A 12,471-nucleotide genomic window follows, 5' to 3' on the forward strand; every position below is an offset into this window, starting at 1 on the left:
GACGGCTGTCAGTTGGTAGGCCACCAGGAAGCGCCTTCTTCTTTGTCCTTGTCCTTTTTGTCGCTGTTTTCCTTCCCCTGAGTCTGAGGGAGCAACTTATCCTGCTCTCCGGCTGGAGACACTGCTCTTTTGATCATCTGGATATCCGTGTGAAAGGGCCCGATCCCCTTGATGGCGATCACTGCGGAATTGATGGCAAACCCCTGCTTGATGACCTGAATGGTATAGATTCCCTCGGGCAGGCTGGTAATGAGAAATTTTCCCAGCTCATCGGTCATGATGGTGGATGTGGGGGGATCGGTGGTTACCGTAGCCTGTTTGACAGGCTGCCCGCTGGTATCCACGACCAGACCGGTGAGGGTCCTGAACGGTATCGTACGAAGCTGGCTGGCGGGTGTCATGCAGGCACAGAAAAAGAGCCATGTGGTACAGAGAAAGAAAGCTAAAAAAGAGCTTATTGCCCTTTTCATTCAGTCTACCTCCTCGATTCTTCGATCATAGCGGCTAACCTTGTTTCCAGATGCTTAAACCGCCTGATTGGTTTCAAAAATTTCTTTCAGGATTTCATCCGCTCCCTGGTCAATAAGCTTCTGCGCAAGCGTAAGGCCGATTTCTTCAGGATTATCGATGGGTCCCTGAAGTACATCCCGAATGATTATGTCACCCTGGAGGGAGCCTACCATAGCCTGAAGAAATACCTGATCCCCCGTGACTTCGGCAAAAGCTGCAAGTGGAACCTGACATCCTCCTTCCAGTTTTTTCAGCAAAGCACGCTCTGCCAGGACCGCAATGCGGGTTTCCTGATGGTCAAGAGCCATGACAAACTGCGCGATCGCCGGACGGTCCTGACGGACCTCAATTCCCAATGCTCCCTGAGCAATGGCGGGCAGGAACATGTCCATAGGCAGATATTCTACGATTTTGCTCTGCCAGCCCATCCGGTGAATCCCGGCGGCGGCCAGAATAACCGCATCCAGCCCGTTTCCTTCAACCCGGCGAAGCCGTGTCTCCAGATTTCCCCGCAGCTGCACAATCTGAAAGGTGGGAGAATAGTGAAGCAACTGGGTCTGCCGACGCAAACTGCTGGTACCGACCACTGCATCTTTCGGCAAATGCTTGAGGATCAGGTTATTACGGGAAATCAGTACATCACGGGGGTCCTCCCTGACGGTAATAGCCGCAATCTGTAATTCAGGGTGCAATTCAATGGGGACATCCTTCATGCTGTGCACCACAAAATCCACCTGGCCATTCAGAAGGGCTTCCTCAAGTTCTTTAATAAATAACCCCTTGCCACCGATTTTAGCCAGAGGGACATCGAGAATCTTATCCCCTGTAGTCTTGACTTCCACGATTTCAAACTGCAAATCTGGGTTGATGTCTTCCAGTTGAGATATGACCCATCGTGTTTGTTGCAGGGCAAGTTTACTAGCCCGGGTACCGACTTTTAAAAGTTCTTGCATGAATTTTCGTCTTTCCTCCATCTTTTATCGATGCTCTATGACCTCTTGAAGCCATCCAAATTAAAGAGTTCTTTAGCTGTTTGAATGTAATGGGATGTATTGCTGGAGCTGGACTTTTTTCGTAACATACAAATAGGATCATGAAGTACCTTTTTGGTTATCGCCAAAGCCAAACAGTTAATAACCTCGCGATCAGCATCAGAAAGATTCGGCAATTTAGAGAATGCTTTTTTTAATTCCTGCTGGCGGATAGCCTCAACTTTTTGGGTTAATTCCACGATTGTCGGCACGACATTTTCGGAGCTCATTTTATCCCAGAACCGCTCCACGGAGCGCTCGACGATCGCTTCGGCGTACTTGGCTTCCTTTTGCCTTTCCAGAAGATTTGAGTTGACCACCATTTGCAGGTCATCAATATCATAAACATAGACGTCGGCGCATTTGCTGACCGACGGATCCACATTTCGGGGAACTGCAATATCTATAAAAAAAAGAGGTCTGTTTTTTCTCCGGTGAAGTGTTTTTTGAATCTCTTCCTTGTGGAAAACAAAATGCGGGGCACTGGTCGAGGTAATAATAATGTCCATCAGTTCGAGGTTTTCTTTCAACGAAGCAAAGGGGATTACCTGGCCATTGAACTGGAGCGCCAGCTCCTCTGCCCGGCTATGAGTACGGTTGGCAACGTATATATCCTTTACCCCATTCGATAAAAGATGCCGGGCGGCCAGCTCGCTCATCTCCCCGGCACCTACAAGTAATACTGATTTCCCTTCAATTTTGTCAAAGATCTTCTTGGCCAGCTCCACTGCGGCAAAGCTGATGGAAACGGCATTTTTACAGATTCCGGTCTCGGTTCGGATCTTTTTGGCCACATGAAAGGATTTTTCCACCAGATCTACCAGCCAGCTGCCGACCGACTGATCCTCAAGCGCCTGGTTATAAGCCTCCTTGAGCTGTCCGAGAATCTGCGGTTCGCCGACGACCATGGAATCCAGACTGCAAGCCACCCGAAACAAATGACGGACTGCATCCTTCTGGGTATAACAGTAACTGACGTTATCGAGTATCTCCAGCGAAATGTGGTGAAACCTGGCCAGAAATTCCTTCAGCGCCCGGACCCCTTTTTCCACCGATGTCACTACCGTAAACAATTCGACGCGGTTACAGGTGGACAGCAGCATAACTTCCTGAATAGTCTCATCCCTGGTAAGTTCCTTATGAGCGTAGCTGATCTGCGACTTGGAAAACGATAGTTTTTCCCTGATCTCTATCGGAGCTGTCTTATGATTTAATCCAAGAACAATAACTTCCATGCTGTATATGAATCCAAAAGTATAGAGACTGACCAACAGCCTGAGGAATTTCCTCAGGCATATGAGTGTAACCCTTTGAGCAGCAAGTTCACTCCCAAAAAGGTAAAGAGTACAAAGCAAAAGCCGAGAATCGCCAGGTAAGCGGACCGCCTTCCCCTCCAGCCAACCGTAAATCTGGCATGAACGAGGGCCGCATAAATAAACCAGGTAATTAACGCCCAGGTCTCCTTTGGATCCCAGCTCCAGTACGACCCCCAGGCTGTGTTTGCCCACAGGGATCCGGTGATGATCCCGATGGTCAGCAAGGGGAATCCGAAGATCAGGCTTTTATGAATCAGGTCATCCAGAACTTCCAGGGAAGGGAGGCGGTAGTAAAAAAGCCCGATTTTTTTTGACCGAAGTTGGTTTTCCTGAATCAAATACATGATTCCCGCCACAAAAGCAAAGGCAAAAGTGGCATATCCGCCAAAGGATGTTGTAGTATGAATCCCCAGCCATATACTCTGCAGGGCAGGTATCAGTGGCTGAATCTCCTTCGGCAGCATAGAAGCGGAGAATACAAAAACCAAAGCCAGGGGAAGAACAAATGCTCCCAGAGACGGAATCTTACATCTGTATTCGAGCAGGAGATACAAGAGAATAATTGCCCAGCCAAAGAACGAGAGCGATTCATGGAGATTGGCAATCGGAACATGCCCGGACTGCCAGAGCCGGACAGTGAGAGCAAGAGTATGGAGGATGAATCCTGAAAGCGTCAGCAGATTTCCCCACTGCCGGGCCCATGCTCTCTGATTGATCAGACTGATCAGATGGAAGGATACTGCCCCGAAATAACAGCCGAGAGAGATCAAAAAAAAGGCGACATTCATAGAAGTTCCCTAACCCGTCCTTCAGCCGCTTCTCTACCGCTTTCCCGGATTATTTCCAGGAGATCGGTGTATTCCGCAAGCCGCTGGAAAATTTCTTTTCGCTTTGAAATATCCGGCTCCCGCTGAAGAATATTTTTCCGGAGATTGCCGAGAATGTCAACCAAAACCTCGTATTCAGGCCCATACCGGGCTTCCATATCCTCTCTCATTTTCCGGGCTAAAGCAGGGCTTTTCCCTCCCGTGGAAATGCTGATGGTCAGGTCTCCCCGTCGAACCAGCGCAGGGAGAATAAAGGTGGAATCATCCGGAGCATCAACCACATTGACCAGGATATTCTCATCCTGTGCCTCCCGGCTGATTATCCTGTTGATTTGATCGTTATTGGTAGCGGCGATGATCAGGAAATAGCCCCTCACATCACCCTGCTCGAACTCCCTGGCCGTATAGATCAATCTGCCCTCATGCGACATTTGGACAATCAGCGAAGTAGCGCGGGGGCTGATAACGGAAACTGCGGCCTCATACTCCAATAAGGTGAGAACCTTTCGCTCGGCAACGGTACCTCCCCCGATTACCAGGCAATGCTTCCCGTGCAGGTCTAAACAAACTGGATAATATCTAGGCATTTTCCACCGGTCTCTCTTTGCTGGATATGGTAAATGGTTATCCTTTGGACAAGGCGACAACTTCCCGGTCTTCGCTCCGGGAGTGGATAACCTTTTGGGGACATTTTTCAGCGCATATCCCACACCCTGAGCATTTTTCCGGATCGATGACCGCCCGGTTGTTGTCCAGGGTAATAGCCTGCTCCGGACAATTCCTGACGCATAATCCACAGGCAATACAGCCGACTTCACAGACTTGCCGGACCGCTTTTCCCTTATGATGCGAATTACAGGAAATATACCACATCTGCCGGGCAGGGATCAACTCTATTACTCCCTTTGGGCACTTGCGGGCGCATGCCCCGCATCCGGTGCAGGAACTTTCATCGATCCGGGGCAATCCTTCCGGACCCATGCTGATGGCTCCGAAAGGACATGCCTTGACACAGGAGCCCATGCCAAGGCAGCCGTACACACATGCCTTGGCCCCTCCGCCAAGAAGCATGGCTGCGTTGCAATCTTCAATGCCCTGATAACGATATCTGACTTTGGCCTTATCGAGACTCCCCTGGCAAAAGACCCTGGCAATCGTTTTCTCCTTCGGCACGTAAACCACACCCAGAACCTTGGATATTTCCTGGATGGCATCCGCGCCTGAGGCTTTGCATTCCAGAGGAGCAGCCTCACCGGCCACCAGGGCGGTCGCAAATCCGGAACAGCCTGCATAGCCGCAGCCGCCGCAGTTTGCACCGGGAAGGAGTCCGGTAATTGTGGTAATCTTTGGATCCGTTTCAACGGCAAAAATACGGGAGGCTATGCCCAGCCCGACGGCCAGAATAAACGCCATGCCTCCCAGGGTAGCTATCGCAGCAATCATAAATTCTCTTCCTTCATATGAAAAATTTACCGGCAATTGTTCTTATTTATTTTACCAGCCCCGTAAAACCCATAAAGGCCAGAGCCAAAAGGCCAGTCGTCACCAGGGCGATGGCCGTTCCCTGCAGGCATTCGGGAACCTCGGCCAGAGCCAGCCGCTCGCGGATGCCGGCAAACAGGAGCAGGGCCAGAGCAAATCCTGCTGAAGCCCCGAAACTGTAGATCAGCGACTCGATAAAGGTATATTCGAGCTGCACGGCCAGGACCGCCACCCCCAGAACCACACAGTTCGTAGTGATCAGGGGAAGATAGATTCCCAGCGCCTGGTGCAGGGCAGGGCTTGTTTTCTGGAGCACCATTTCGACAAATTGAACCAGCCCGGCAATGACCAGGATAAAGACAATCGTCTGCATGTATTCGATGTTGAACCGGTTTAAGACCAGCATCTGCACCAGCCAGGTCAGGGCCGTTGACAGGGTAACTACAAAGATCACCGCCAGCCCCATGCCGACAGCGGTTTCGGTCTTGCGGGAGACTCCCAGAAAAGGACAGATCCCCAGAAACTTTGCCAGTACAAAGTTATTTACTAAAACCGTACTGATGACCATCAGAAGAATTTTTACCATGGTGGATAAGTCCTCATTAATGCGCTAACTTGTTATTAACCTTGTTCATCAAGCCAAGCAAAAGACCCAGGGCAATAAACGCTCCCGGCGGCAGAATCGCCACCAGAAAGGGAATGTAGCGGGGACCAAACACCGATACTCCAAACAGCGATCCGTTGCCCAAAAGTTCCCTGATACTTCCGACAACCAGGAGAGCCAGAGTGTACCCGATTCCCATGCCGATTCCATCCATCAGGGAATTCAGAATCGGATTTTTCGAGGCAAAAGCCTCAGCCCTTCCCAGAATGATGCAGTTGACCACGATCAGGGGGATGAAAATCCCCATGGCCTTGTGAAGCTCGAAAAAGAATCCGGCCATAACCAGGTCAACGATGGTCACAAAGGTGGCCACAATCACGATAAAAGCGGCCAGCCTGACTTTATCCGGAATCACCTTGCGCAGACCTGAGATGAGGACATTCGAGCAGACCAGAACAAAGGTCACGGCCACACCCATGCCGATCGCGTTTTGCGCCTGAGTGGTGATGGCCAGGGTCGAGCACATGCCCAGAACTATCCGAAAGATCGGATTTTCTTTCCATATTCCATTAATAAGATCATGAATCAGGTTCAATTTTTTCTCCTTGACGCGAAGCTCATGCACCGCATACCTATCGGGTAATGGTGTCTTTATGCTTGCGGTATAATTCCAGTCCATCCCTGACAGCCTGAACCACAGCCCGGGGTGAGATAGTCGCTCCCGCTATCTGATCGAAGTCTCCGCCATCCTTTTTCACGTTGAAACGGGCGCTTTCCAGTGACTTGCCCTGAAACTGCTGCTTGAACTGGGGAGTGGTTATTTTTGCTCCAAGGCCCGGCGTTTCACTCATGGAGGTAATCTCAACCCCCCGGATGGTTCCGTCAGGGGCAAGACCCACCATGACCCCGATCTCTCCGCCATAGCCCATGGCGGTCATTTCAAGAGCTACGCCGGTCAGTCGTCCGTTTTGCAGCCCCTTATAAATCAGTATGGGTTTATTTTTTTTCCCCTTGACCGGCTCAGGAGGAATCTGAACCGTATTCTGATCAGGCTCGTTATCATGGGGCGGAAGGACCGCATTGACAGTTTGCAGCCTGGCCAGACGCTTCTGAAGGGCGATCGGATCTTTGGTTATATCATACACCTTGGCCAGGGATATGGCGGCCACGACGCAGATGATACTCAATACCACGACAAGTTCCAGAATATCACGCATTTTTTACTTTTGCCCTCCCGAACCCCCGAGGCAGGGTGCATTTATCAATCAGCGGACAGACAGCGTTCATAATGAGGATGGCAAACGACATGCCTTCCGGATACCCTCCGAACATACGGATAATGATGGTCACTATCCCGATTCCGGTACCATAAATCAGCATCCCTTTGCCCGTAATCGGACTGGTAACCATATCGGTGGCCATAAAGAACGCTCCCAGCACCAGACCTCCGGTCAGGACATGAAACAGCGGATCTGCGTACCGGTGGGGGTTGACAACCCAGAACAGGCCGCTGGTCACAAAGGCGGCAGCCATGCAACTGAGCGGGATGTGCCAGGTTATATATCCTTTCCAGATCAGAAAACCGGCCCCCAGGAGAAGGGCCAGGATCGATACCTCGCCGATACATCCACCCCGGTAGCCGAAGAACAGGTCGAGGAGCCGGATGTGACCGATACTGGCCAGCCCTTCGGTTTTTAACATTCCGAGGGGAGTAGCCGTGGTGACGGTATCGACCGATTTGGCAAACAGATAACCGGGCTTCTGCCAGCGGGTAAGATGCACCGGCCAGGAAACCAGCATCACCACCCGGGCAATCAGAGCGGGGTTGAACGGGTTATTTCCCAATCCGCCGTAAATGGCTTTGCCGAGAATAATGGCTATGACCGAGCCGGTCAGCACCATCCACCAGGGGAGCGCAGGAGGAAGGGTCAGCGCCAGAAGAAGGCCGGTTACGGCTGCACTCCCATCCAGAACGGTTGACATCTTTTTCCCCAGAAGCGGCTGGACCAAGGCCTCGGCGGCCACCGCTCCGAAGATGCCGATCAGGATGACCTTCAGGGCACCAAAGCCGAACAGGTAAATCCCGGCCAGGCTTGTCGGCAGGAGAGCCAAGAGAACGCTGTACATGATTTTTGAAACAGTGACTTCACTGCGCATATGCGGTGAAGCGGAAACAGTCAGGAGAGCATCCCGCGTTCCCGGTATGCTCTCTACTGCGGCAATATCTTGTGTTGGCATAGGCAGATCCTTAATTCATCCTTTTTCCGGTTTCCCTTGTCTTCGCTTTTTGGCCAGAATGGCACTTTTGCCATATTTTACCAGATGGACAAGATGCCGTTTGGCCGGACATACGTAAGCGCACGAACCACATTCGATACAATCGAGCACATGATGTGCCTCTGCCTCATCGAGAAGGTCTTTTTCGCAGTAGGTACCGATCAGGCTCGGCACCAGCCGCATGGGACAGGCGCGGACACACATGCCGCAGTTGATGCAATGACTGGCCTCCTGCGACTGACATTCTTCTGCGGTCAGAACCAGTATTCCCGATGTCCCTTTAATAACGGGAACATCCGTCGTATATTGGGCCAGCCCCATCATGGGCCCGCCCATAAGGATTTTTCCCACCTCCCCCTGAAACCCGCCGCAGTGGCTGATGGCCTCGGAAAAGAGGGTGCCAAGCCGAAGGCGCAGGTTTTTCGGCTCCCTTATCCCTTTGCCGGTAACGGTGACGATCCGCTCGATCAGGGGTTTGCCCCAGGCTGCCGCCTCATAAATGGCATAGGCGGTCCCGACGTTCTGAACCACTACCCCCACATCCAGGGGCAGCCCCGGCGGCGGAGGGACCTCACGGTTCAGGATGGTTTTTATCAACTGCTTTTCCGCACCCTGGGGATATCGTACCTTGAGGCCGACCACTTCGATCTGAGGGACCCTGGCAGCCGCCTTGCCCATGGCCGCAATCGCCTCGGGCTTATTGGCCTCGATACCAATAAAGCCCCGCTCTACGCCCAGGATGCGCAGTAATATCTGCAATCCCTTGACGATGGATTCAGCTTTTTCCAGCATGAGCCGGTAGTCAGCGGTCAGGTAGGGCTCACATTCCGCTCCGTTCAGGATGACGGCATCGATCGGTTTTCCCTTCGGCACAGACAGCTTCACCTGCGTAGGGAATGCAGCCCCGCCCAGGCCGACGATACCAGCCTCGCGGATTTTTTTTCGGATTTCTTCCGGCTCAAGGTCCAGGGGATCCTGCCCATTGTGCGGCTCCCTGAACCAGCCATCCTTTCCGTCCGACTCGATTATAATCGTGGTCACTTCACTTCCGCCGGGATGGGGATGATTTTTGATATCCACTACCGTACCGGAAATACTGGCATGGACCGGAGCGGAGACAAAAGCCTCGCTGTCGGCGATTTTCTCTCCTTTTTTTACGTTTTGCCCCACCTGGACCAGGGGCGCGGCAGGCGCTCCGATGTGCTGCACAACGGGCAGATAAACCCTCTTGGGCAGGGGGACATCCTGAATTCTGCAAGCCGCGCTGAATTCTTTACAGTCCGGCTGATGAATGCCACCTAAAAATGTTTTTAGTTTTGTATTCATATACTTACCTTTTGTACACTCATCCCTGCCTCGTCCATAAGCTGGGAGGACAACTCGTCAGGATATCCGTCCGCATAGTAAATCTCCCGAACTCCGGCATTTATGAGCATTTTGGCGCACAGACTGCAAGGCAGGTGAGTAGAATAAATACAACCCCCCTCGATGCTGACTCCATACAGGGCAGCCTGAATAATGGCATTTTGCTCTCCATGAAGCCCGCGACAGAGCTCGTGCCGCTCGCCGGAAGGAACCTGCAATTGATCTCTCAGACAGCCGAGGTCAAGGCAATGTCGCAATCCGGTGGGCGCACCATTATAACCCGTGGATAATACACGTTTATCTTTGACAATAATAACACCAACTTGACGTCGAATGCAAGTAGAACGTTGAGAAACCAAGTGTGCAATCTGCATAAAATATTCGTTCCAAGAGGGCCTTGACATGGCAGCCCCCTTTATCCGAGTCGAGACTGATAGATGGGAAAACGGAGGCAAAGGTCCCTGACAGCATCTCTGGTTCTGGCATAGGTGGCCTGATCGCCGATATGGTTCAATACCTCTCTCATGAGCTGAGTGATGTATTTCATTTCAGGCTCTTTCATGCCGCGGGTAGTAATGGCCGGGCTTCCGATCCGGATGCCGCTGGTGACCCGGGATCCTCTGGTGTCAAAGGGGATTTCGTTTTTGTTGATGGTGATGCCCGAAGCGTCCAGGGCTGCCTCGGCATCCTTGCCGGTGATTCCTTTGGGTGAAAGGTCCAGCAGGACCAGGTGGTTGTCGGTTCCGCCGGAAACCACGCGGAATCCCGCCTGCTGCATTTCCTCGGCAATTACCCTGGCGTTGTTCACCACCTGCTGCTGGTAAGCACGAAAATCCTCGCTCAGGGCTTCTTTGAAACAGACCGCTTTGGCAGCTATGGTGTGCATCATCGGCCCCCCTTGAGTTCCGGGAAAAACCGCTTTATCGATTTTGGCCGCAAATTCCTTTGTGCACATGATCATTCCGCCCCGCGGGCCGCGCATTGTCTTGTGAGTGGTGGTGGTGACAAATTCACAGTAAGGGATTGGTGAGGGGTGAAGGCCGGCAGCTACCAGTCCGGCAATATGAGCGATATCGGCCATCAGGAAGGCCCCGCACTCATCGGCGATCTGTCTGAATACCTTCCAGTCCAGTTGCCGGGGATAGGCGCTTGCTCCGACAACGATCAGTTTTGGCCGGTGGGTCCTGGCGAGGTTTCTCAGGGCTTCGAAATCCACGGTTTCGGTTTTCCGGTCCACTCCATAGGAAAGGCAGCGGAAGTATTTGCCGGAGAGATTGGCCGGACTTCCATGCGTGAGGTGACCGCCATGAGACAGCTCCATGCCGAGGATGGTATCGCCGGGGCCGAGAATGGAGAAATAGACTGCCAGATTGGCCTGGGAGCCGGAGTGGGGCTGGACATTGACATGCTCTGCCGCGAACAGCTTTTTGGCTCTTTCTATGGCCAGGGTCTCGACGGTATCCACATGCTCACAGCCGCCATAGTATCTTCCCGACGGGTACCCTTCAGCGTATTTATTGGTGAGAATTGACCCCTGAGCTTCCAAAACCGCCTCACTGGCGTAGTTTTCCGAAGCGATCATCTGCAGGTTATGAAAAGTACGTGCGGTTTCCTGCTGAATAGCGGCTTTGATTTCCGGATCAACTGCGGCCAGCTCTTTGGGGTTCACGTTTTTTATTTTTTCTTCTTTGGTCATCGTCCGATCAGCTTGTCTCTCTTTATCCTGAACATCCTTTTCCCCAGGATCGATTTTGGCTATCCTGCCGGCATGTCTTCCTCCGGAAAACCCGGTCGTCAGCCATACCCGGGTAATTTCGGCAGCCATTTCCCTGCCGATGACCCGGCCTCCGAGAACCAGGACATTGGCATCGTTATGCTCACGGCTCAACCGGGCAGACATCGGCTCGCTGCACAGTGCAGCTCTGATTCCGGGATAGCGGTTGGCCACGATGGACATGCCGATCCCTGTACCACAGATAAGAATACCTTTTTCTGATTTTTTGTCAATAATATTCTCAACCAGGCGTTTTCCGATATCCGGATAGTCCACTGATGCCGGACTGTAAGTTCCGACATCTTCGACCTGGTAATTTTGACTCTCGAGATAGGACTTTAAAAACTCTTTCAATTCCCATCCGCCATGATCACTGCCAATTAGAATCACCACAGCTCACTTCCCTTATATTTTACTATATCGATGGTTTTGGTTGATAACCTCAGGAACGGTTGTTCAAAATCTGTGACATGATCCCAAAATAAATAAAAGGAGCTTAGCCGGGAATAGCTAAGCTCCTTTGTCGTTAACCCACCTTGGAAAATTGCTGTCAGCTAGTTCGACTTAGGCGCCGGGGCCTTCGGTGCCGGAGCACCCTGAGATGCCGTGCCTGCCTGTGCCGGATGACACCAGATGCAGAAAGCCTGCGTATTTCCCGCCGATACCTGAGGACCTCTCAGATACATATAATTAGCATTTGACGGGTGAGGATCGTGACATCCCATACAAGTCAACTGATCTTCCTGCCCCTTGAAACCCTTGGCACTTTCCGGTAAAATAACCTTCTTCGGTTTTATGCCGCTTGGGTGAGTGCTTTCCATTTTGACGGGCCGATAACCGAGGCCATCAGGCTCCGCCGCATGGCAGGCCATGCAGATCTGTTCCATTCTTTCCAGCGGCTTTCCGGTAGCAGGATTGATGGTCGTGGTATTCGGTTTTTCAGTCAAAAGACCGGGACCTACTGCCGTATGAGCACCGTGGCAAAGAGAACATTCCTCATGACCTTCACCGGCTAATGCAATTGCTGGGGTAAGCAGAACCACGAGAAGTAGAAGGGGTAAGCTCTTTTTCATTTTCTGAACCACCTCCTTTCCTGTATGGTTTGGAGTAACACGCGCTTACGTTACGTTAATATTACTAGAGTGGAGTTTTCCTTGTCAAGGAATTAGTAAGAACACGAAAAAGGAAATCCATTTTTTTGGGAAAACTCCTGTGGGGAGAGGTGCAGCAGGATAAAACGATGTCCTGGATCAAAGGAAACGATAAAACCAAGAGAGCCTCCCGC

General features: G+C 51.8%; 14 protein-coding genes and 1 pseudogene. All 15 read right to left on the minus strand.

The window, feature by feature from the left end:
• Positions 1–8 precede the first annotated feature (8 nt).
• Positions 9–470 carry a carboxypeptidase-like regulatory domain-containing protein gene (locus AB1611_15965; protein MEW6381086.1) on the minus strand — a complete coding sequence of 154 codons (462 nt, stop codon included), beginning with the start codon at positions 468–470 and terminating at the stop codon, positions 9–11.
• Between the two features lie 54 nt (positions 471–524).
• Positions 525–1,463, minus strand: a complete 939-nt coding sequence (hemC, locus tag AB1611_15970) for a hydroxymethylbilane synthase (protein MEW6381087.1) — start codon at positions 1,461–1,463, stop codon at positions 525–527.
• 35 nt (positions 1,464–1,498) lie between these two features.
• Positions 1,499–2,776: a glutamyl-tRNA reductase gene (gene hemA / locus AB1611_15975; protein ID MEW6381088.1), complete on the minus strand. Its 1,278-nt coding sequence runs from the start codon at positions 2,774–2,776 to the stop codon at positions 1,499–1,501.
• 53 nt (positions 2,777–2,829) lie between these two features.
• Positions 2,830–3,645 carry a c-type cytochrome biogenesis protein CcsB gene (ccsB, locus tag AB1611_15980; protein ID MEW6381089.1) on the minus strand — a complete coding sequence of 272 codons (816 nt, stop codon included), beginning with the start codon at positions 3,643–3,645 and terminating at the stop codon, positions 2,830–2,832.
• Positions 3,642–4,271: a bifunctional precorrin-2 dehydrogenase/sirohydrochlorin ferrochelatase gene (locus tag AB1611_15985; GenBank protein MEW6381090.1), complete on the minus strand. Its 630-nt coding sequence runs from the start codon at positions 4,269–4,271 to the stop codon at positions 3,642–3,644. Before AB1611_15985 ends, ccsB begins: the two co-directional genes overlap by 4 nt.
• A gap of 37 nt (positions 4,272–4,308) precedes the next feature.
• On the minus strand, positions 4,309–5,127 hold the full coding sequence (rnfB, locus tag AB1611_15990) for an RnfABCDGE type electron transport complex subunit B (GenBank protein MEW6381091.1): 819 nt from the start codon (positions 5,125–5,127) through the stop codon (positions 4,309–4,311).
• Between the two features lie 46 nt (positions 5,128–5,173).
• On the minus strand, positions 5,174–5,752 hold the full coding sequence (rsxA, locus tag AB1611_15995) for an electron transport complex subunit RsxA (GenBank protein ID MEW6381092.1): 579 nt from the start codon (positions 5,750–5,752) through the stop codon (positions 5,174–5,176).
• A 16-nt stretch (positions 5,753–5,768) separates the two neighbouring features.
• Positions 5,769–6,365 carry an electron transport complex subunit E gene (locus AB1611_16000; protein ID MEW6381093.1) on the minus strand — a complete coding sequence of 199 codons (597 nt, stop codon included), beginning with the start codon at positions 6,363–6,365 and terminating at the stop codon, positions 5,769–5,771.
• 37 nt (positions 6,366–6,402) lie between these two features.
• Positions 6,403–6,987 (minus strand): RnfABCDGE type electron transport complex subunit G, encoded by a 585-nt coding sequence (locus tag AB1611_16005; GenBank protein ID MEW6381094.1) that lies wholly within the window; start codon positions 6,985–6,987, stop codon positions 6,403–6,405.
• On the minus strand, positions 6,980–8,008 hold the full coding sequence (locus tag AB1611_16010; protein ID MEW6381095.1) for an RnfABCDGE type electron transport complex subunit D: 1,029 nt from the start codon (positions 8,006–8,008) through the stop codon (positions 6,980–6,982). The genes AB1611_16005 and AB1611_16010 overlap by 8 nt, the downstream gene beginning before the upstream one ends.
• 15 nt (positions 8,009–8,023) lie before the next feature.
• Entirely contained in the window at positions 8,024–9,373 is a 1,350-nt protein-coding gene (rsxC, locus tag AB1611_16015) for an electron transport complex subunit RsxC (GenBank protein MEW6381096.1), read from the minus strand.
• Positions 9,370–9,816: a cytidine/deoxycytidylate deaminase family protein gene (locus AB1611_16020; protein ID MEW6381097.1), complete on the minus strand. Its 447-nt coding sequence runs from the start codon at positions 9,814–9,816 to the stop codon at positions 9,370–9,372. The genes rsxC and AB1611_16020 overlap by 4 nt, the downstream gene beginning before the upstream one ends.
• Positions 9,817–9,827: 11 nt before the next feature.
• Complete coding sequence (glyA, locus tag AB1611_16025; GenBank protein MEW6381098.1) at positions 9,828–11,108, minus strand: serine hydroxymethyltransferase; 1,281 nt, start codon at positions 11,106–11,108, stop codon at positions 9,828–9,830.
• Positions 11,109–11,159: 51 nt separating this feature from the next.
• Positions 11,160–11,579 (minus strand): annotated as a pseudogene (rpiB, locus tag AB1611_16030) (ribose 5-phosphate isomerase B).
• A 161-nt stretch (positions 11,580–11,740) separates the two neighbouring features.
• Entirely contained in the window at positions 11,741–12,259 is a 519-nt protein-coding gene (locus AB1611_16035) for a cytochrome c3 family protein (protein MEW6381099.1), read from the minus strand.
• Between the last annotated feature and the right edge of the window lie 212 nt (positions 12,260–12,471).

Source organism: bacterium (genome assembly GCA_040755755.1).
Classification (GTDB): Bacteria; SZUA-182; SZUA-182; order DTGQ01; family DTGQ01; genus DTGQ01.

Bases quoted from the DNA above. Each gene is read 5' to 3' on its own strand.
- AB1611_16005 (MEW6381094.1), bottom strand. From the start codon at position 6,987: ATGCGTGATATTCTGGAACTTGTCGTGGTATTGAGTATCATCTGCGTC.
- rsxA (MEW6381092.1), bottom strand. From the start codon at position 5,752: ATGGTAAAAATTCTTCTGATGGTCATCAGTACGGTTTTAGTAAATAAC.
- hemC (MEW6381087.1), bottom strand. From the start codon at position 1,463: ATGCAAGAACTTTTAAAAGTCGGTACCCGGGCTAGTAAACTTGCCCTG.
- ccsB (MEW6381089.1), bottom strand. From the start codon at position 3,645: ATGAATGTCGCCTTTTTTTTGATCTCTCTCGGCTGTTATTTCGGGGCA.
- AB1611_16010 (MEW6381095.1), bottom strand. From the start codon at position 8,008: ATGCCAACACAAGATATTGCCGCAGTAGAGAGCATACCGGGAACGCGG.
- glyA (MEW6381098.1), bottom strand. From the start codon at position 11,108: ATGACCAAAGAAGAAAAAATAAAAAACGTGAACCCCAAAGAGCTGGCC.
- rnfB (MEW6381091.1), bottom strand. From the start codon at position 5,127: ATGATTGCTGCGATAGCTACCCTGGGAGGCATGGCGTTTATTCTGGCC.
- hemA (MEW6381088.1), bottom strand. From the start codon at position 2,776: ATGGAAGTTATTGTTCTTGGATTAAATCATAAGACAGCTCCGATAGAG.
- AB1611_16020 (MEW6381097.1), bottom strand. From the start codon at position 9,816: ATGTCAAGGCCCTCTTGGAACGAATATTTTATGCAGATTGCACACTTG.
- AB1611_15985 (MEW6381090.1), bottom strand. From the start codon at position 4,271: ATGCCTAGATATTATCCAGTTTGTTTAGACCTGCACGGGAAGCATTGC.
- AB1611_15965 (MEW6381086.1), bottom strand. From the start codon at position 470: ATGAAAAGGGCAATAAGCTCTTTTTTAGCTTTCTTTCTCTGTACCACA.
- AB1611_16035 (MEW6381099.1), bottom strand. From the start codon at position 12,259: ATGAAAAAGAGCTTACCCCTTCTACTTCTCGTGGTTCTGCTTACCCCA.
- rsxC (MEW6381096.1), bottom strand. From the start codon at position 9,373: ATGAATACAAAACTAAAAACATTTTTAGGTGGCATTCATCAGCCGGAC.